This window comes from Pedobacter jeongneungensis (assembly GCF_039538295.1).
GTDB classification, from domain to species: domain Bacteria; phylum Bacteroidota; class Bacteroidia; order Sphingobacteriales; family Sphingobacteriaceae; genus Pedobacter; species Pedobacter jeongneungensis.
The window spans coordinates 438,615-459,332 of the sequence record NZ_BAABBY010000004.1 but is presented as its reverse complement, the minus strand read 5'-3'; the positions used below and the strand labels follow the sequence as shown (position 1 = coordinate 459,332).

General features: G+C 39.1%; 18 protein-coding genes. 13 read left to right on the top strand and 5 right to left on the bottom strand.

The annotated features are described in order from the left end of the window. Positions 1-203: 203 nt before the first annotated feature. The 9 genes from ABD769_RS10045 to ABD769_RS10005 all read left to right on the top strand — a co-directional run bounded on the left by ABD769_RS10045 (position 204) and on the right by ABD769_RS10005 (position 10,212). Entirely contained in the window at positions 204-797 is a 594-nt protein-coding gene (locus tag ABD769_RS10045; protein WP_344851298.1) for an LOG family protein, read from the top strand. 153 nt (positions 798-950) lie between these two features. Beyond that, positions 951-1,412: a MaoC/PaaZ C-terminal domain-containing protein gene (locus ABD769_RS10040; protein ID WP_147229518.1), complete on the top strand. Its 462-nt coding sequence runs from the start codon at positions 951-953 to the stop codon at positions 1,410-1,412. Positions 1,413-1,470: 58 nt separating this feature from the next. Further along, the gene (locus ABD769_RS10035) at positions 1,471-2,010 is read left to right on the top strand and encodes a hypothetical protein (RefSeq protein ID WP_344851297.1); all 540 of its coding nucleotides are present in this window, start codon (positions 1,471-1,473) and stop codon (positions 2,008-2,010) included. Positions 2,011-2,255: 245 nt separating this feature from the next. Next, entirely contained in the window at positions 2,256-3,884 is a 1,629-nt protein-coding gene (locus ABD769_RS10030; protein WP_344851296.1) for an acyl-CoA carboxylase subunit beta, read from the top strand. A 203-nt stretch (positions 3,885-4,087) separates the two neighbouring features. Then, positions 4,088-5,026, top strand: coding sequence for a toxin-antitoxin system YwqK family antitoxin (locus tag ABD769_RS10025; protein ID WP_344851295.1), 939 nt, complete (start codon positions 4,088-4,090; stop codon positions 5,024-5,026). A gap of 232 nt (positions 5,027-5,258) precedes the next feature. Further along, positions 5,259-6,215 (top strand): thioredoxin-disulfide reductase, encoded by a 957-nt coding sequence (gene trxB / locus ABD769_RS10020; protein ID WP_344851294.1) that lies wholly within the window; start codon positions 5,259-5,261, stop codon positions 6,213-6,215. A 734-nt stretch (positions 6,216-6,949) separates the two neighbouring features. Further along, a complete protein-coding gene (locus tag ABD769_RS10015; protein WP_344851293.1) occupies positions 6,950-8,860 on the top strand; it encodes a beta-N-acetylhexosaminidase in 1,911 nt (636 codons plus the stop codon). A 61-nt stretch (positions 8,861-8,921) separates the two neighbouring features. Beyond that, a complete protein-coding gene (locus tag ABD769_RS10010; RefSeq protein ID WP_344851292.1) occupies positions 8,922-9,518 on the top strand; it encodes a hypothetical protein in 597 nt (198 codons plus the stop codon). 322 nt (positions 9,519-9,840) lie between these two features. Further along, positions 9,841-10,212: a diacylglycerol kinase family protein gene (locus ABD769_RS10005; protein WP_344851291.1), complete on the top strand. Its 372-nt coding sequence runs from the start codon at positions 9,841-9,843 to the stop codon at positions 10,210-10,212. Here ABD769_RS10005 and ABD769_RS10000 read toward each other — a convergent pair. Genes ABD769_RS10000 through ABD769_RS09990 form a run of 3 tightly spaced genes read right to left on the bottom strand, consistent with a single transcriptional unit; the run spans position 10,201 to position 11,887 of the window. Then, the gene (locus ABD769_RS10000; protein ID WP_344851290.1) at positions 10,201-10,767 is read right to left on the bottom strand and encodes a DUF922 domain-containing protein; all 567 of its coding nucleotides are present in this window, start codon (positions 10,765-10,767) and stop codon (positions 10,201-10,203) included. The genes ABD769_RS10005 and ABD769_RS10000 overlap by 12 nt on opposite strands. A gap of 36 nt (positions 10,768-10,803) precedes the next feature. Then, positions 10,804-11,403: a hypothetical protein gene (locus ABD769_RS09995; protein WP_344851289.1), complete on the bottom strand. Its 600-nt coding sequence runs from the start codon at positions 11,401-11,403 to the stop codon at positions 10,804-10,806. Then, on the bottom strand, positions 11,390-11,887 hold the full coding sequence (locus ABD769_RS09990; protein ID WP_086546642.1) for an RNA polymerase sigma factor: 498 nt from the start codon (positions 11,885-11,887) through the stop codon (positions 11,390-11,392). The genes ABD769_RS09995 and ABD769_RS09990 overlap by 14 nt, the downstream gene beginning before the upstream one ends. Before the next feature lie 305 nt (positions 11,888-12,192). On the opposite strand from ABD769_RS09990, the gene ABD769_RS09985 reads away from it, so the two are divergent. The 4 genes from ABD769_RS09985 (at position 12,193) to ABD769_RS09970 (ending at position 16,567) form a co-directional block, all read left to right on the top strand. Continuing rightward, positions 12,193-13,575: a dicarboxylate/amino acid:cation symporter gene (locus ABD769_RS09985; protein WP_344851288.1), complete on the top strand. Its 1,383-nt coding sequence runs from the start codon at positions 12,193-12,195 to the stop codon at positions 13,573-13,575. A 134-nt stretch (positions 13,576-13,709) separates the two neighbouring features. Then, entirely contained in the window at positions 13,710-14,210 is a 501-nt protein-coding gene (locus ABD769_RS09980; RefSeq protein WP_344851287.1) for a hypothetical protein, read from the top strand. A gap of 492 nt (positions 14,211-14,702) precedes the next feature. Further along, positions 14,703-15,065, top strand: coding sequence for a BlaI/MecI/CopY family transcriptional regulator (locus ABD769_RS09975; RefSeq protein WP_025146770.1), 363 nt, complete (start codon positions 14,703-14,705; stop codon positions 15,063-15,065). Between the two features lie 5 nt (positions 15,066-15,070). Then, entirely contained in the window at positions 15,071-16,567 is a 1,497-nt protein-coding gene (locus ABD769_RS09970) for a M56 family metallopeptidase (RefSeq protein WP_344851286.1), read from the top strand. A gap of 229 nt (positions 16,568-16,796) precedes the next feature. On the opposite strand, the gene ABD769_RS09965 is transcribed toward ABD769_RS09970, so the two are convergent. Together ABD769_RS09965 and ABD769_RS09960 are read right to left on the bottom strand one after the other, a co-directional pair. Then, positions 16,797-19,457, bottom strand: coding sequence for a TonB-dependent receptor (locus ABD769_RS09965; protein ID WP_344851285.1), 2,661 nt, complete (start codon positions 19,455-19,457; stop codon positions 16,797-16,799). Beyond that, a complete protein-coding gene (locus ABD769_RS09960) occupies positions 19,454-20,413 on the bottom strand; it encodes a GLPGLI family protein (protein WP_344851284.1) in 960 nt (319 codons plus the stop codon). Before ABD769_RS09960 ends, ABD769_RS09965 begins: the two co-directional genes overlap by 4 nt. Between the last annotated feature and the right edge of the window lie 305 nt (positions 20,414-20,718).

Genomic DNA, 20,718 nt, shown 5'->3' with positions numbered 1-20,718 from the left:
GGAGATACAGCCCTGCTTTCCGTTTCAAGTCCTCGCTGCGCTGCGGGCTTTCCTCTGCAATCAGGTTTATTTAGCAAAGCCGGTGGTTCTTGGCAAGAAAAATATTCTGGTCATTTACCCGTAATAAGTCCTGTAACAGCTTTGTGCAGAATAAAAATTTACAGAAAGCCGATAAAATCTTAACTTCGGTAAATTTTAAAATAATGAATAAGCTTAATTCGGTTTGTGTGTATTGTGGCTCAAACTTTAACGGCGATGTGCAGTTGCGCAATGCAATAAAACAGTTGGCAGAAACATTGGTAAAGCAACAAATTAAGTTGGTTTACGGTGGTGGCAGTGTAGGTGTAATGGGGGTTTTGGCCAACGACGTATTGGAATTAGGTGGTTTGGTTACCGGCATTATTCCGCAATTTTTAATGGATAAGGAAGTTGGGCATAAAGGGGTAACCGAAATGATCGTAACTGACAATATGCACCAGAGAAAACAAAAAATGGCCGATTTAAGTGATGGATTTGTGATTCTGCCCGGCGGTTTTGGTACACTCGAAGAATTTTTTGAAGTGCTTACCTGGCTACAGCTCGGCCTGCACAATAAACCCATTGGTGTATTAAATGTAAATGGTTTTTACGATCCGCTTTTTGCCCAAATGGAAATGATGGTACAGAGCAGATTCTTAAAACCTGCCAACCGCGACCTCGTTTTTAACGAAGCAGATGCAGAAATTTTAATCGACAAGATGGACAATTTCTCAGCCATTTCTGATGAAGTTTGGTTTAAAGAAAGGAATTTGAGTTAATTATACTACCACTTTATGGTTAAATGGAAAGTTTAGATACGATCTATGATAATCGCCTATAAAACAATGATCTATTGACCATAAAACCATCAACCAAAATAAAAAATATAAACCCGCCATCCGCAAAACGCCTGGCGCTAAATACATACAACAATGCAAATCATTACCTCCCACGCAGAATTTGAACAATACCTTGGCAAGGAATTAGGCGTTTCTTCATGGCACACCATTACACAAGAACAGATCAATAAATTTGCCGACGCTACCTTAGACCATCAATGGATTCATGTTGACGAAGAACGGGCACAAAACGAAGGACCCTTTAAAGCAACTATTGCACACGGTTATTTAACCCTATCTTTAATTCCGTATTTATGGAAAGAAATAGTCGATATTCAGAATCTAAAAATGGAGATCAATTATGGGATCGAAAGTTTAAGATTTGCACAGGCGGTTACTGTAAACAGCAAGGTAAGATTAAAAGCTAAACTGGCTTCAATTATTAACCTGCGTGGCGTAACCAAGGTAAATATGGCTATCGAAATGGAAATTGAAGATCAAAAGAAACCTGCATTCAATGGCGAAGTAGTTTTCTTATACCACTTTATCAATTAGTTAATATGCTGTAGCGTATGGCTGATTTTTAGCGCTAATAATAAATGTAATTATACTTATGAAAAAAATCAGCACATCGCTTAGTTTAATTTTAGCAGGTTTGTTTTTGTTCTCCTGTCAGGAAAGCAAAAAGCAGGATCTTGCTGCCGATTCATTTTTACCCATGCAGATCGGTAATTTGTGGTATATGAACAATATGTCTTATACCGAAATCAAGGATACCGTACGGATTAATAAAAAGCTTTTTTATAAATTTTATTCCCTGGTTGGAGGTGATGCCAGCAGCACATTTTACCTGCGCATAGATGAAAATAACAAACTCATCGAAAGTTATCCCGACGATCCTACCAAAACCTATATCCGCGCTGATTTTAATGCCAAAATAGGAGAGAAGTTTTTTACCACGGGCGAAAAGGATGAAAACGATAACCAGGTAACTGTTGTTCAGAAATCGGATAACGAAATGACTTTTTTTTTCGATCCGGTTTATCACCCCAACTTAAAAGGACATCCATCCGAAGTCAAATACATTAAAGGCAAAGGTTGGGCAGAAAAATATCAAAAAGTAAAGATTGACGGGGTAGTTTATCAAGATTAGTTCAGTGTTTGGCGTTCGGCGGTTAGCGTTAAGCATTTTGCAATTAGTACATCTCATACTTAAACTTCTCAATGTGCTCTGTACTTTTTTCTCTGTGATCTCTGTGGTTAAAAAGAAAAGCAATTAATAAAAACTTTGCGATCTCTGCGGACCCTTCTTTACGCGCTTTGCTGTTACCTTTCCCCGTAGACCAGAAACCGATTTGGTCAATGCTGTTTTTCTAAAATTAAATTTAAATTGCCTCCATGAATATCGAATTCAACAAAAACGAGGATGTGAACAAACAGTTGGTTTACGAACTGAAAACCAAACTCAAAAAAATATACCTCGGTGGGGGTGAAAAAAATGCCGCCAAGCAAAAAGAAAAGGGAAAACTTTTGGCCCGCGAGCGTATTGCTTATTTAATCGATAAAGACTCTGACTTTTTAGAAGTCGGAGCCTTCACTGCCGACGGCATGTACAAAGAACAGGGCGGATGTCCTTCTGCCGGCGTAGTATGTGGAATCGGGTATGTAAGTGGCAGGCAATGTATGATTGTGGCCAACGATGCTACCGTTAAAGCCGGTGCCTGGTTCCCGATGACGGCAAAGAAAAATCTCCGCGCACAGGAAATTGCCATGGAAAACCGTTTACCCGTAATTTATTTGGTAGATAGTGCAGGGGTATATTTACCAATGCAGGATGAAATTTTTCCTGATAAAGAACATTTTGGACGGATGTTTCGTAACAACGCCATCATGTCGTCAGAAGGCATCGTGCAGATTTCGGCCATTATGGGGGCATGTGTGGCTGGTGGTGCTTATTTGCCGATTATGAGCGACGAAGCCATGATTGTCGATAAAACCGGTTCCGTATTTTTAGCAGGTTCTTATCTCGTAAAATCGGCCATTGGCGAAGAAGTTGATAACGAAACCCTGGGCGGGGCAACCACACATTGCGAAATATCGGGTGTTACCGATTATAAACACCCTAACGATCAGGCCTGTTTAGATAGCATCAGAAATATCATGAGCATGCTGGGTGCGCCGGAAAATGCGGGTTTCGATCGCATTGCCGCTGTTAAACCAAAGGAAAAAGAAGAAGAACTGTATGGTATTTTTCCCGAAAACAGGGATAAACCTTACGAAATGATGGATGTAATCAACCGTTTGGTTGATGGATCTGAGTTCGAAGAATATAAGCAGGGCTATGGGCAAAGTATTATCTGCGGTTTGGGCCGGATTGATGGCTGGGCGGTTGGCATTGTAGCTAACCAACGTAAAGTGGTCAAATCGAAAAAAGGGGAGATGCAGTTCGGTGGCGTAATTTATTCTGATAGCGCTGATAAAGCCTCACGTTTTATCATGAACTGTAACCAAAAGAAAATTCCGTTAGTATTTTTACAGGATGTTACCGGTTTTATGGTGGGTAGCCGTTCAGAGCATGGAGGCATTATAAAAGACGGTGCAAAAATGGTAAATGCAGTGGCTAACTCTGTAGTGCCAAAATTCACCATTGTTTTGGGTAATTCTTACGGTGCCGGTAATTATGCCATGTGCGGTAAGGCTTACGATCCACGGTTAATTTATGCCTGGCCAACAGCAAAAATTGCCGTAATGGGTGGTTCGCAGGCAGCAAAAACATTATTACAAATTCAACAAGCTTCTTTAAAAGCGACAGGTGAGGTGATTACTCCAGAAAAAGAAGCTGAGTTATTAAAAGAAATTACCGATAAGTACAATAGCCAAACCACCCCATATTATGCGGCATCCAGGCTTTGGGTAGATGGAATCATCGATCCATTGGAAACCAGGAAGGTAATTTCGATGGGAATTGAAGCGGCTAATCAATCGCCGATTACCAGGAAGTTTAATGTGGGCCTAATACAGACTTAGGTATAATGTGACGTCAGATTTTATCATCCGATGGTGAGTATTATTTAGTTTTTTGCCACCCTAATATATCTGATTTTGGCGTATAAATTTAACTTTTAAAGTATATTAAATCTAACCGCTCCACAGCAATTGAAGTGAATTTATTTAAAATATTATGATTTATTAATATTGGAATTACACATACTTAATAATATTTTTGAGTCATGAAATTTCTTAACGCTCTATTATTCTTCACATTTTTGTGCTGTTATTCCTTTGGCCAAAACGTAAAATACTTTCTCAATGATGAGAGTGAAATCTGTGATTCGGCAAAAGCTTCTACCTATATGATTGTATTCGAAAAAAAACTTTCTGATTCTGTTTTTAGGATGAATCAATTTTCTAAAGAGGGTATATTATTAACAATTGCCAGCTTTAAGGATGCAAATCTATCTATTTCGCACGGAGACTTTGAGTATTACAAAATGATAGAAAATCCTCCTCCAGCTTCTATTAATGATGCCCCACAAACCACGCACTGGCAGAATTATTTACAAATTAAAGGTAGTTATTTTCTCAACAAGAAGAATGGCATCTGGAGAGAGTATGGTACAAATGGTAAAGTAACCAAAATTGTTACCTACATCGATGATGTATTAAATGGAACATATACTGATTATGATACTATTGGTAATGTTATCACTAACGGAGAATATGTAAATAATTTTCGAGAAGGAAGGTGGACAATGCTGAGTGGAATACGGGATGATATTTATAAAAATGGTAAAGTAATAAAAACAACCAAGAATAAAGAAGTTATAGCAGCGAAAGAAAGAAAACAAAAAGAGGAGCTATTACTTGAAAAAGAAAAGCATAAATATGATGTTCCTCCAAGGATGCCAGTTGATTTCAACTTCGCAATATCTAAATTCGTAAATAATGCCCGTTCAAGTGATTTCACTCCAGAAACTTTTGTGGTTACGTTTACGGTTAATATTGATGGGACTATATCTACACCATCAGTAACGGGTATTAGTGATTACATCATGAGAGAAAAAATAAAAGACTATTTTCAACAGTCTAAAGGTTGGAAACCGGCAACAATAGGAAAAGATAAGAAGCCTGTTGACTCTTGGTATTCATATCGATTGATTAGCCGGTAATAATTGTTTTTTAGATGTTGCCATCTGATAAAGTTATTTCTGTTTACCGCTTAAGCCACTTGAATACCTAAGTTTAGTGCCATGCGCCAAACGCAATCCGCTTAGCGCTTTGCACCGTGCTCCCTGCTCTATGCTGTTAATAAGTAAACTATGTTGACAATGTACGCTTGTTAACAATTGTTTAAAGCATTAAATTTGCGCTACGATTAATGAATTTCAAACACACAATATAATGTCACAAGAAAACGAGCACGTTCAGTGTTTAATTATAGGTTCTGGTCCGGCAGGTTATACTGCTGCAATTTATGCAGCCAGGGCTGATTTAAAACCAATTATGTACACTGGTATGCAGGCTGGCGGACAGCTTACGCAAACTACCGATGTAGAAAACTTTCCGGGGTACCCACAAGGTATTATGGGACCAGAAATGATGGAAGATTTCCGTAAACAGGCAGAGCGTTTTGGCACCGATATCCGTTTTGGTTACGTAAGTTCGGTTGATTTTTCTTCAACTCCGCACAGGGTAGTGGTTGATGAAATTAAAACCATTACCGCCGATACTGTAATTATTGCTACCGGTGCAACCGCCAAATGGCTGGGTTTACCAAGCGAGCAGCAATACAATGGTTTTGGTGTTTCGGCATGTGCCGTTTGTGATGGTTTCTTCTTTAAAGGACAGGATGTAGCCATCGTTGGTGCTGGTGATACCGCTGCCGAAGAAGCAACTTATTTAGCTAAACTTTGTAAAACCGTGCATTTATTGGTACGCAGGGATGAGTTTAGGGCATCAAAAGCAATGGTGAGCCGCGTACTGGCTACTCCGAACATTGTGGTGCACTACAATACCGAAACCCAGGAGATTTTAGGTAATGGTAAAAATGTAACTGCAGTAAAAGTTTTAAATAATAAAACAGGAGTGGAGTCTGATATCGCGGTTGAAGGTTTCTTCGTTGCGATTGGTCACAAACCAAATACTGATATCTTTAAAGGTCAGTTGGATATGGATGAAACCGGTTATTTAACCACCAAACCAGGTTCTACTTTAACCAATATCGAAGGCGTTTTTGCCTGTGGCGATGTGCAGGATATGTACTATCGTCAGGCGGTTACTGCTGCGGGTTCTGGCTGTATGGCCGCGCTAGATGCCGAAAGGTACCTCGCCGCTAAAGAACACGCGGTAGAAGCATAAGGATAATTTTAAAATATTTTGAAAAAGAGAAATCGTTGATGGTTTCTCTTTTTTATTTGATATCGTCATCTCGAGCGAAGTGCAACGCAGTCGAGAGATCTACCAAGACAGATCTTATTTTACAAAACTTCCTGTTTTCTCTCTTTTGGAAAGCAGTTACAGTGGTGCTTTTTATTGTTCGTCCTGCTTTTTATTACAAGTCCGCACTCGTACCTCGCTTGCGGGCTTTTCATTTCAATCAGGTTTGTATATAAGTTTTGTGCTGCTGTTCAAGTAATTATAGCATGGGTGTCTACAATTATTTTGCACTATGCAACCCCAAATTGTTCAACTGGTCCTGCTTCCCAAACCCGACAGTAGTGGCAGCTCCCGATTTTTCATCGGGACTATAACGGATGGCGGGACTATCGCAACCCAAACGCTGCTGTACCTGACTTTCAAAAAAAAAGTCGTCATCTCGACTGAAACGCAGTGGAATGGAGAGATCTACTCGCAAGAAACTTCACAATATAAATTTAGCTTCGCTGAGCCTTCGGGTTCTCGGCTGCGTTGCACCCGATAGTTATCGGGTTCGCTCGAAATGACAACCTCTTAAGATTAAGATTTATAGGCCTTACATAGTGCAGTCAAACGGTTGATTAGGATTGTAACAAAAATGTGGGATTTGGAATCTGCCCATAATCTCTATCTTGGTTTAATTAATCAGATAAATCTATTTAAACCACACAGTAAACATGAACAAAGCATTATCGATTTTTATTGGAGTATTAATCAGTACGAGTGCATTTGCGCAGAGCGATCCCAATCTGGGAATCATACCTGCACCCGTAGCCATTACAAGGGCGAACGGAAATTTCATTTTGGATAAAACAACCGTTTTGGTAAATCAGAGCATCGACGGCGCAAAAATGACTGATTTACTGAACGCTTTTATCGTAACCAAAGCAGGTTTCGCCTTAAGGGAAACCAAAACCCCGCAGGCTAACCAAAAGGCAATTGTATTAACATCTGTTGGAGCAGATAAATTACCTGCCGAAGGTTATACCATTAAAGTTACGCCTACACAAATTGTTTTAACAGGAAAAGGCGCAGGACTTTTTTATGCGGTACAATCGGCCATGCAGATGATGCCTGATAAAGTTGCCGATAAAATTACCATCCCTGCGGTTAACATTAACGATTATCCGCGTTTTAGCTACCGTGGAACCATGCTGGATGTTTGCCGTCATTTCTTCCCGGTTTCTTTTATTAAAAAATATATCGATCAGCTGGCCTATTACAAAATCAATACCTTTCACTGGCATTTAAGTGATGATCAGGGATGGAGATTGGAGATTAAAAAATATCCTAAATTAACCGAAATAGGTTCATCACGTAATGGTAGTATTATTGGCAATTACCCTGGAAACGGCAATTACCTTACTCCGGTTAAAGGTTTTTACACCCAGGATGAAGCCAAAGAAGTTGTAAAGTATGCGGCTGAGAAATACATTACCGTAATTCCGGAGATTGAATTGCCGGGTCATGCTTCTGCTGCCATTGCTGCTTATCCTGAATTGAGCTGTTTCCCGGATCGTGATACTTTTGTAAGCGATAAAACACCATGGGCTGGCAGCAAAAAAGGCAAACAGGTACAACAAACCTGGGGTGTTTTTGATGATATTTTTGTGCCATCAACCAATACTTTTGCCTTTTTAGAAAATGTTCTGGATGAAGTAATCGCAATTTTCCCGTCAAAATATATCCACATTGGTGGCGATGAAGCCCCAAAAACTTATTGGAAAGAATCTACTTTCTGCCAGAACCTGATGAAGGAAAAAGGCCTGAAGGATGAACACGAATTACAAAGTTATTTTATCCAGACGATTGAAAAACATGTAAATGGCAAAGGACGTTCGATTATTGGCTGGGACGAGATTTTAGAAGGTGGTTTGGCTCCAAATGCAACGGTAATGAGCTGGAGGGGAGAAGATGGTGGTATTGCGGCTGCACAGCAAAAACACGATGTAATTATGACCCCGGGATCAATGGGTTTGTATATTGATCATAAACAATCTAACTCTCCTGATGAGCCCGTAACCATTGGTGGATTTGCGCCTTATCAAAAAATCTATGCTTACGATCCGATTCCGAAAGTACTGGCTGCTGATGAACGCAAATACATTAAAGGGGTGCAGGCCAATATGTGGACAGAATACATTAAAACCACCGCTAAAGTTGAAAATCATGCTTTTCCACGCTTATTAGCGCTATCTGAAATTGCCTGGTCGCCGGTTGAACGTAAAGATTTAAAGAATTTTTCGGAGCAACGTTTACCGGTACATTTGGCGCGTTTAGATAAAGCAGGAATTAATTTTTGGGTGCCTACACCAATCGGTCAGAGCGATAAACCTTTAACTGGTGGCGATTTCACCATCGATTTGAAAGCACCCGTAACAGGAGCGAAAATTTATTATACCATTGATTTGGCACGTCCGTCAGAAAATGCATTTTTATATACCGGTCCAGTTAAAATCACTGTTCCACAGGGAGAAAAAAGGGTGTTAAAAACCATCGTAATTGCACCAAGCGGCAGAAGAAGTGTAGTTACCGAAACCGTTTTAAACAATGGCGCACCTGAAGCTAAAACCGAAGCAAAGAAATAAATTATTGCTTTGATAAGCTAAAATAATTAATTTGGGGCAACCAAAAATGAACCCAAATAGAATGAAACTACAGAAATATACATTACAGCACCTTTTGTTAATAACAGGGGTGCTGTTTTGTTTTGCATGCACCGAAGAAAAACCTAAAGAAACCAAAACAGAAACGGTTAAAGTAGAAAAAAATCCGTTCCGGTTTTATAAGGATATAGAAGTAAAACCCGGATTGAATTTTGAAATCCTTAGCTGGGGAAAAGGTGTGGATTCTATTGGTGGCTATCAGATTTTAATGTCTGATTCGATCCGCAATAATTACAGATCGGCTGCGGTAGATCGCAAAGGAATTATTACCGATGCCTGGAACATGGACCTGGATAACGATGGTAACCCTGAACTTTACATCCAGCTGTTAAGCAAAAAAAATGTTTTAGATTTAAATGTATTTGAATATGCAGGCGGAGATTTTAATAAAATCAGTTTTCCCTCTTTAAGTACAAACCAGAAAAAAGGCTATACCGGCAACGATAAATTTTTTATCAAAAACGGTGAATTATTCCGCTCTTTTCCTGTAAAAGATGCAGCAGATAGCACTAAAACGATTAACAGAACGCTGCAATATAAATTAAGCGGCAATAGTTTTTCTGCGAGTGAAGTGAAGTAGGCATTCCTTGGAAATCGTCATTTCGAGCGGAGTGCAACGAAGTCGAGAATCCGAAGGCTCAGCGAAGCTAAATCTATTGTAGATCTCTCCCGAAAGTTCGGGACTACGCTCAATAAAGAATTTAAAATAATAATATCGTCCTTTCGACTGAAGCTCACCGATTTTTCATCGGTAGCGTAATGGAGAAATCTTTTAAATTTGATTTAAATAACTTGTTACAAAGATCTCTCCACTTCGCTTTGCTCCGGTCGAGATGACGACTATTTGGGCTCTGTGTCATCCTGAGCGTAGTCGAAGCTCTTTATAGTTTAAATTTAAAACAATGAACAACCAGAAATTTTCAATTACCGATCGTATAAAGAGCTTTAAATATGCATTTAATGGTTTAAAACTCTTTTTTATGACCGAACATAATGGTCGTGTTCATTTATTTGCTGCAATAGTTGCCATTGGACTTTCTTTTTACCTGAAAATATCGGGTATGGAATGGATTGCCATCTTATCTGTAATATCTGCGGTTTTTGTGGCTGAGATCCTTAATTCAGCTGTCGAAAAACTGGCTGATGTAGTTTCGCCTGATTATCATCCGAAAATTAAAATAGTTAAAGACTTAGCTGCCGCTGCGGTTTTGGTTACGGCATTTTTAGCGGTAGCGGTTGGGGTGATTGTATTTATCCCGAAACTATTTTTGTAATTCAGCCATTGCTGCTCTTGATTCCTCAATTTTATCCTGAATAATATCATCCCAGCGCCCCTGCATTTTATGATTGCTGCCGTGTTCGGTTTCCTCATCATAATTTCGCTGCATGGTGTCAAAAAAACTGCTGATCTGGTTAGCGAGTTCCGAAATTTGTGCTTTGTAATTGCTGACAGAATAATTCCGGTTTTTTAACACCCTCTCGGCTTCTAAAAGCAAAACATACTGGATATTGGCATGTCCTTGTTCATGGTGTAAAAGACTTGCCCTGATTTCCGGATCTTTAATTTTATCCCACTTTACCCACGACCGCGTTTTGTCAATACTTACATCGTTTTTAAGCTTAATTACCACACGATTACGGTAAACTGTACTTTCGTAACTGTACTTCCAGGTCATGGCCGTTAAAGCAAAAAATGGCGAGTTCATATCCGCTTTTCCTTTAAAATGAGTTTCCCAATCCAGTTGTACCGGTTGGCTTAAATCCTGTTTAAACGCGAAAGTGCAGGGCAAGGCCAGCAAAAATAATAAGGGTATAATCAGTCTCTTCATGTGTTGATTTTTACAATGAAAAAACCGTGCCTAAAATTATTCCGGGGTGGAAATCTGTCCGCTGATGCGCTCAAATTTCTCGATCAATAAGGCAATCCGTTCTTTTTCTCTGCGCATTACCGCTTTACGTAAAATGGTTGAGCAAAATAATATCCACATTGCGGTTAAGCCCACAGCCAGCACTTTTTGTACGGTATTAAAATGAGCCAATATTTCTACGAAATAAAAAATGATACCTAATGAAAGCGCAATCATGTAAAACCAGTACAATGAATTGTATAACTTATAACGGTTTAACTGATAGGTTTTTAGGTTGTTCAGGTATTCGTGTGGGTGGGCAGTAAAATCGGTTTTAGAAATCAGCCTGTAATCCCGGTAAAGAATTAAAGTATATACCCCAATGGCAATAATGGTAATGCTGATGCCCACATGCGTGGTCCACGATTCGAAGTGGAAAAATATCCATAACGCTGCAATGGCAATAAAAGATGCCAGCATCCCGAAAATGTTCAAAGCAGATTTTAGCTTTAATCCATTTACTTCTTTCTTCGCTTGCTGTAGCATTTCATCGGCAGAAACTTTAACTTCTACCTCGTGCTTTTGCCACAACTCCTGTAATTGATCAAACGCTTGCATACTGGCTATATAATTCTGTTAATTTTTGTTTAATTCGGTGAATTTTTACCCTTAAATTGCCTTCGCTTATCCCAGAGATATCGGCAATTTCGTGGTATGGCAACTCATCAAGCACCATGGTAATAATCAAACGGTCGTTTTCTTCAAGCTTCGATATACATTTATAAAGCAGGGCAACCTGTTCATTCTTTTCTGAAAATTCTTCTACTTTATTTTCGATAATGTTATCGGTCAATTCATCTTTAGCCTGCCTCTTTTCCGACCTCAAATACGTTAAACAGGTGTTTACCGCAATTCTGTAAATCCATGTAGAAATTAAAGATTTGTTTCTGAATTTGTCCAGATTTTGCCAAACCTTTAAAAACGTTTCCTGTAAAAGATCATTTGCAGCGTCGGTATCGCCAGTATAACCATAACATAAATGGAATATCTTTTTGGAATTTGAATCGAAGATCTCTTTAAATAACTTGTCTTTTTGTTCCATTTAGGGGTTTATAGTTGCGTTTTAGATAGTGATGTACACTTTTTGTTACACCTGAGGCCCAAAAATAATATATTTTTTGATGTGATTCGGTTAAAAATTTTTAACCACGGATGCCCGCAGATAAACAGGGATTTTCACATCTATGTGCATTCTTTTTACCTGTGGTTAAATTATTTTCTTTTGCCAAAAGGGCTTAACTCAGCTCTATTGAGATATTTTTTAACGTCAGCCCATATCAAAATTTGTTACACGGCGTAAATATCGTAGTTTTACCAAATTAAGAGTACCACAAACTTTTTATATTCATGAAGAAAAACAAACTCACGCTTTTTATTTTCATAGCGCTGATTGCGGGTATTGCACTGGGCTACATTTTAAATGTAAACTCAATCGATGTTTATAACCAGAAAATACTCAATGCTGATGCAAAAGTTAAAAGTATAGAGGTAAGCATTGCTAAATCAACCGATACCACAAGCATTGCTTACACGCAGTTAAAGGCCGAAAAAAAGGCCAACTCCAAAATCAAAAAAGAGAACGAAGACATCAGGGAGAAAAAGTTAGAATATTTTACACTGTTGAGCGATATTTTTCTCCGCCTGATTAAAATGATTGTTGCTCCCCTGGTATTTACTACACTGGTGGTTGGTGTAGCAAAAGTTGGCGATATTAAAGCGGTGGGCCGTATTGGTGGTAAAACATTGGGTTGGTTTCTGGCCATGTCGTTAATGTCGCTGGTATTGGGAATGATCCTGGTGAACCTGTTCGAGCCGGGCAGACATATGAAATTATCGTTGCCCGATCATTTAGTGAATACAGGTATCCAGAAAGCCGCCATGAGCGTTAAAGATTTTATTGCCCATGTTTTTCCGAAAAGTATAGCCGAATCGATGGCAAATAATGAAATTCTACAGATTGTGGTATTTTCGTTGTTTTTTGGTGTGGCAACAGCCGCCATTGGCGATTTGGGTCAGGTGGTAATCAAAGCCTTTGATGCCATTGCCCATGTTATCTTAAAAATGACCGGTTATGTGATGAATTTTGCACCATTAGCTGTTTTTGGAGCCATGACTGCTATCATTGCCAAGCAAGGACTTAACGTTTTGAATACTTATGCCATATTTATCGGCGAGTTTTACCTCGGATTGGGTATTTTATGGTGCGTATTGATCTTTTTAGGCTTTCTGGTATTGAAAAAACGCATTTTCCGTTTGGTAAACGATATGAAAGAACCAGCCATTCTGGCTTTTAGTACTGCAAGTAGCGAAGCTGCCTATCCAAAAACAATGATGCTTTTGGAGCGTTTTGGCTGCAAAGATAAAATTGTAAGCTTCGTGCTTCCATTGGGTTATTCGTTTAACCTTGACGGTTCGATGATGTATATGACTTTTGCTTCCTTATTTATAGCACAGGCTTATGGTATTCATTTGGGCTTTGAACAGCAAATTTCGATGTTGTTGATCCTGATGTTAACCAGTAAAGGGATTGCCGGTGTACCTAGAGCATCGTTGGTGGTAATTGCCGGCACCATCGCCAGTTTCAATATTCCTGAAGCAGGTTTAGCTTTACTGATCGGTATCGATCCGCTGTTGGATATGGGCCGTTCCGCAACCAATGTAGTGGGAAACAGTATCGCTACCGCAGTGGTAAGTAAATGGGAAGGGGAGCTTAAAGAGTCCGAAGTCTAGAGTCTTCAGTCCGGAGTCGTATTTAATATTCAATCATTCAAAATTCATTCATTCAACCATTCTCTCATTCAATCATTCACTCATTTAATAATTCTCTCATTCAAAATTCATTCATTCAATAATTCAATATAAAAGTGTCAAGTAAAGGAAAAAAAATATTCTTAGCCCTAACCATCATTGTTCCGATGATTATTTATTGCTATATCTATTATAAACCAATCATCCAGAATGCACCGTTCAGAAAGGCTGATTTTGTATCCATGGAATATAAATGGGGTTTAAAAGATACCTTAGAAAATAGCTACAATTCGGCCACAGGCGAATACCAATATGTTACCAGTGCAGATTCTACCATTAGAAAAAAAGTGTTTTTAAAGAGTGATGATATTCTTTACATGCATGCCAAGGCCAACGAAATCGGACTTTGGAATTTTCCGGATACCATTGGGAAGAAAAGTCCAAAATCAATGGCAGTGCCCCGTTACGATATGCTGTTCAATTATAAAAAGAAATCGAAACATGTAATCGTTTACGGAGATTTCGATGGTAACCCAAAATTGCTGGATGCTGCCGTACAGATGAGAAAGGTGATCATGGAAACCTTAAATCAGGCAGAGCGGAGAAGCGGGAAATAGGGTTTAAGTCCGGAGTCGGGAGTCGGGAGTACGAAGTTGAGAAAGGAAAACACAATATACACAGTCGTCATTTCGAGTCCGGGTTTTATGGTGTAAAATCGATAGGGGCGACAGCTGAGTTAATGCGTATATATCCTCAAAATACCGTCATTTCGAGCGAAGTGCAACGCAGTCGAGAAATCTGTCCCGGGATAGATCTCTCCCTGCCCGAAGCAGGCGGGCGCTTCACTGCGTCTCGGTCGGGATGACGGTTTTTTTTATTGAATTAGTAGTCTTGTATCAGTTAACCAGTTTAAACAATTAACCGATTAACCCTCTTTAACAGTTTTCAGTTGGCAATTTGCAGTAACAATAGCGCAATCAAACAATTTAGCAATCGCACGAAACAATTAACCGATTTAACCAATTAACCTTTTACCACCCGATAAACCATAACTCATTAGTTCTTTTGTTTTTAGGATATTTTCGTATATTTACGATATATTCGTAATAATGGAAAAGTTAACATTACAGGAAGAAGAGGCGATGCTGGCAGTTTGGCAGATCGGGAAGGGGTTTATAAAGGATTTTATGGACGTGCTTCCGGAGCCAAAGCCGCCATATACTACGCTGGCATCAACCGTTAAAAATTTAGAGCGCAAAGGTTATCTGGTAAGCGAACGTTTTGCCAATGCCAACCGTTATAGTGCCAAGGTTAAAGAAACGGAATATAAAAAACGCTTTATGAGCGGTTTCGTCAATAATTATTTTCAAAGTTCTTATAAGGAACTGGTTGCCTTTTTCGCAAAGGATAAAAAAATCAGTGCAGAAGAACTAAAAGAAATTATAAACCTAATCGAGAACCCTGAAAAGTAAATGCCATGCCACATTTATTTATCATTCTTTTAAAAATTAACCTGGTGCTGATTTTGTTTTCGGCAACTTATTACCTGGTATTGCGCAGGTTGACATTTTATTCCATCAACAGAATGTTTCTGCTGTTTGGAATCCTCTTTTCATCTGTTTATCCTTTTATCAACCTTACCGGTTTTTTTGCTGATCAAAAGGCTATTCCTACCTTTGTGCCACAATTTAACCAGCAGGTAAGCCAGTTTGTACAACAAGATGCTGTTTCTATTTTTTGGCAGGCATTAACCTTGCTTTTTTATGTGGGCGTATTATTGATGGCTCTAAGGTTATTGGTGCAGTTTATTTCGCTTTACAGGATGCACAAAAATTCTTTGCCGGATCGTTTGGCCGATTATAAGGTGAGGATTTTAAACGAAGAAGTGAGTCCTTTTAGTTTCTGGCAGACGATTTATATCAATCCGCGGTTGCATAAAAAGCAGGATCTGAACAATATCCTCGAACACGAAAAAGTGCATGTAGAAGAATGGCATACGCTGGATATCATCCTGGCCGAAATCTGTGTGGTTTTTTATTGGTTCAATCCGGGTGTCTGGATGATGAAAAAAGCTGTTCGTGAAAATATTGAGTTTATTACCGACGCCAGGATCCTGAAAAAAGGTATCGATAAAAAAGCTTACCAATACAGTTTGCTGGATGTAGGTACGCTGCAGCCATCGATCGCCATTGTGAATAATTTTAACCTGTCGGACCTTAAAAAACGGATTAAAATGATGAATGCCAAACGTTCATCAAGGGTGAATTTAACGCGTTATTTATTTGTGCTGCCCGTATTGCTTTGCGTTACGCTAGCATTTACCATCGATAAAAAGGAAGTTAAAAAAAGCCTGAAACCTTTAGCTAAAATAGTCGGTAATATTTTACCCGCAGAAGTAACTCAGGTACGGGTACTGCCGAAAACTGTTTCAAAACCGAAAGCAAAAAAGCAAATCTCAATCGATACCCTTAAAACACCGGATACGGTAACAAAAATGACTTTTATTATTAAAAGCATAACCAATGGGGTAGATTCTTCGCGGAAATCGGTAGAAGATGTATTTAAAGGTTTGGGTAAAAAAGTGAAAATCCTGAGCTTTAAAACAGATGGCGATTTTAAAGGCAAAACCTTTGTGCAGCATTTTAGCTTTAACGATTCAATAAAATCGGATCATAAAAATATCGATGTAAAAGTTTTGGCTAAAAGTGGAGGGGATCTGGAAGAATTGCCATTACCAAATAAAAAGGGAATTGGCTTTGTGTATATTGTAAAATCAACTGCTACAATCTCCGATGCAAAAGATGGAAAACAGCATTCAAATGATAAGGCAATCATAGCTGCAGAAAATACCTCATACTTTCTCAACGGAAATAAAATCACGAAAGAAGATTTGGACAAACTGAACCTTAATAAAGTTTCTGATATGAAAATTGACCGAAATAATCAGGCTATTCAGATTACTATAAAGCCGTAATTCTCCAAAGTTGTCGTCATTTCTATAGTTGCCGTCATTTCGAGCGGAGCGCAGCGCAGTCGAGAAATCTATTTCGAGAGATCTCTCTCTCGAATATTCGGGACTGCGTTCCAGTCGAGATGACGGCCGTTCCTGGAGAGTTGTCACCCTGAACTTGTTTCAGGGTCTTTCATGCAAAATTAGATCTCTCCGTTCCGCCCTGCTCCAGTCGAGAGGACGTTGTCGGTAATTAAAAACTAAAAGTTGCCTTCAACATTGCTACCCTTCCAGGAATATAATAAGTTCCTGTGGTAAGCGAATTGGCTGAGAGGTAAACCGCGTCAAAGCTTTTTATATTCGCCAGATTGGTGATGCCAAATTCAAAATCTGTTTTCATTTTCAGGTATTTGTATTTAATATTCATATCTGCGAACAGATATTTAAGATTTGGCTGCGTAGATTGATGCGTAAATAAGTGCTCTGCCGATAAGTTTAAATACACATTTGTAACCGTTGTGATGGCCAGTGTAGATTGCTGCCTTAACTGCTGAAAATTGGTTTTTATGGCATCGGCAACTTTTGCCTTATTATCTGTTACCGAAAAATTTGCGAGGTAAGACCAGTTGATGAAATTGTTGAGTTTTGCTTCTATACCCACTCTATAGGTAATGGTTTGTGCATTAAATGCAAACAATTCGTTGTTCTGTAACTGATCATACCTGCTCTGCGAAAAGTTGATGCCACCATTTACCGTACTTTTCAGTGCGAAAAGGTATTTACTCGCATTCGCATTTAAAGAAAGTGTACGGATGTGGTTGCTCAACGGCAAAACAACCCTTTGCTGAATATTATTGCTTAAACTGTAGGAAGAAATCGTATTCAGTTCGGCATCGCTATAATTGGCCGTTAGATTGATAAATAACATCTGCATCGCTTTTCTGAAATTAAATCCTGCGCCGGCGTTGTGCGTTTTCGATTCCGAAATTGGTGCATTGTTCGCAAAAAGCGAGCGGTAGTTTTTTAAAATTGTTCCCTGGTAAATATCGTCAATTCCGCCTAAGTCGTTACGAAAGCTATAGTTTGCTGTAAGGTAGTTTTCTGTACTGGTTTGGTATTTAATGTTAATAGAAGGGTTTAAAAACAATTTATGCAAATGTTTATCCAATTGGTTTACATCATCGCTGTAATTAATCAGGTTGTAACTTAAAGGTACACTTAAGCCGGCTTTTAACTTATCGTTAGTAAATTCATAGGTAGCATCTGCATAAAGTTTGCTTTTAAGCCAGTTAAGGTTATTTACCGTATTGCCCGAAACCAGTTCGGTTTGCTGATTGCTCTGCGTGCGGTAAAGTTCTGAGTTAAGTTGTTGTTGCTGCACATTAAAACCTGCCTTGTAGGTCTGCATAAAATGGTTGTTTACAAAAGCAAATGATGCATAATTATTGGTGTACCAGGTTGGTATTTTAATGTACTGGCTTAAGCCAAGATAACTGTTGCCATTATTTAAAATATCGGCATTAAGTCCTGGCGTAATGATTAAATTTTCTGGCTGAGTGGTACGGTTTAAATAAGAGTAGAAGTTAATTACATCTTCCGATTTCAATTTTTTCCGGTAATTAAACTCGTTGGAAATATCGAGTGTTTCCTGCTTTAATACCTGATTTGCTGCTACATTATTGATCACAAAGCCCGATGAAGTTTTAAAAGGTGCATAATCAAGCACAAAATTATTGTTCAGGTAATATTTGTCTGCATTTCCGTTCAGGTTAAATTGTGCCCTTAATTTTTGCGGATTAATGGCATTGTTCTGCGACTCGGCATAACTGATCGTTTGACCGGAAAGATAAGTTTGCGAAAATTTATTGTACTGCTGACTGCGCTCATCATACAGGTAAGAAAGATTTGCCCTTAACTGCAAATCCTGGTTAAACTTGTATAAGTTGTTTAAATTGATTAATCCTGCTTTATTAAACAGATACCTGCTTTGTGGTAAAGATGGCACGCCGGCAGCACCAGTTGAAAGGAGACTGCCCGGTTTGTCGTTATCCAGTTTCTTTAAATAATCAGAAAAGTTATGAGAAGTAAGATCAATACCGGGATCATTTCCAATATTATTGCCTTTAATGTTATTGATGAACTTCAGCTTTTTATTGAACAGCATCGCCGTCAGGTTCTCGTCAAAACGGTTCGGCATTCCAGCTCCGGCTGTGGCATCGCCCATTAGCTTCAGTTTGGCTTCATCTTTAAGTACCAGGTTCAGTGCCACATCATCGCTCATGTTGTTTTTACGCATCATTTTAACCGGTTGATCATTCTGGATCACCTGTACCTTATCTACGGCACCCTGTGGGATACTTTTGGTGCCAATGTTATACTTATCATCCAAAAGATTGTCGCCGTCTACATAAAGGTTCGAAATGGATTTTCCGTTGTAACTGATTTTTCCATCCTCGGCCACTTCTATTCCGGGCATTTTTTTGAGCACGTCGCCGATACTTCTGTCCTGTTTATCGGCAAAATCGGATGGTCTGTAATTTAAGGTATCGCCCCTCGAAGTTAAAGATGGACGGTTTTTTACGGTTACGGTTTCCAGGTTTGTTTCGCTGCTCTGCATCACGAGGTCGTAACTTTTAGTCACATCGGTAACAATTGTGCTTAACTTTTTAAATCCAATGCTCGAAGCTTCGATTTTATAACCGGTAACCTGATCGTTTTTTATAGCAATGCTAAATTCACCGTTGCGGTTGGTTCTGCTGAAATTAACGATGTTCCCTTCAGGATCCTTCAGACTTACATTAACAGATTCTATTGCTTTTCCATTGGCATCTTTAACCAAACCTTTTATCGGTTTTTGAGCCCAGCCGGAAAAAGAAAAGATCAGGAATATTAATGTTATAGCGTAATTCTTCATTTTTTCTCAGGGATTTCGATGGGGTTGTTGATTTCGGGTTTTGTTGCTGCAGAACCCCCGGAAGGACGTGGGGCAGTATTGCTCTTAAATGAACCCTGAATGCCACTAGCAGTCATTTGCGCCTGCATAAAGCCCTGTGGATCTTTATCTCTTGCTTCTTTAAGTTTATCCAGTTCTTTTCTGGTGGTTTTAATGGCATCGGCCGGTAATTTGATTTCTGATCCCAGATAAGGAGTACCAGTATCAATGCCTACCATTTTTACCACACCAACACCGCCATTTGGAGCCGCAATTTTAACATCGTCGCCAGCATTAGCTTCACTGGCATCGTCTTTTACGTTTTCAAGACCGGCAAATTCAAATTTTACTTCTTTTTTATCGTCGTAAGCCTCTACAATTAATCCTGGTAAGCCGTTTAATTTCCACGGACCGCTTTGGAAAGGGATTTCAGTAGCAAACCATGCAATCCAGTTCCGGCCTTTAAACCTGGTAGTTGCTTTCTGGCAGGGGATACCCGAAAAACTCATGGTATCTTTTAAAATTTTCCAGTCAATTTGTGGTGCGGTTTCTTCAATCAGATAATTATTGAAAAGGCGCTCCTTGGTAATCATTTTGTGCTCATTGGCGAAGAAAAAATAATCGGCCTGGGTTAAAGGGGTTTTCGTTTCACTTTTAACCTGAATTTGCATATTGCCATTGCCGCTCTGGTTCTTGATCTGCTCCTGTATCTGTTTCTGCATGTTTAACGATTGATTCAGTTTATCGTAGCTTGTGTACACAGAAGCATTTTTACCGGTAACAAGCAACATATTTTCCGTTCTTGGTTTATCGCGCTGCGTAGTATCCTGGATGTGGGTAAAAGTATAACGTACCCTGGCCAGGGCTTTATCGGGGTTTTGGGCTTTTGCCGAAATGGTTAGGGCAGTTGCTAAACAGATGGTTAGGATTTTTTTCATGATGATTGGTTTAAAATTTATCTATTTAATTTTCGTAAAACTACGAAATATTCGTAATAAAAAATTGGTTTAACATTTTTTAACAGTGAAGTACCATTTGCTTTAGCCACGGATGCACGGATAAACACGGAGAATCTATCGGTGGTGTCTCACCGACCGAAATCTAATTGTTATTTTGAAATGAACGGGTGGTAGTTCTTGGCAGGGTTTTGTCCCGCTTTCCGTTCCTCTCGACTTTACATCGGGATCACTGCAATCGGGTTTAGTAACAATGGTTGTGTGGTTTTTATAAAATCGAAATACCC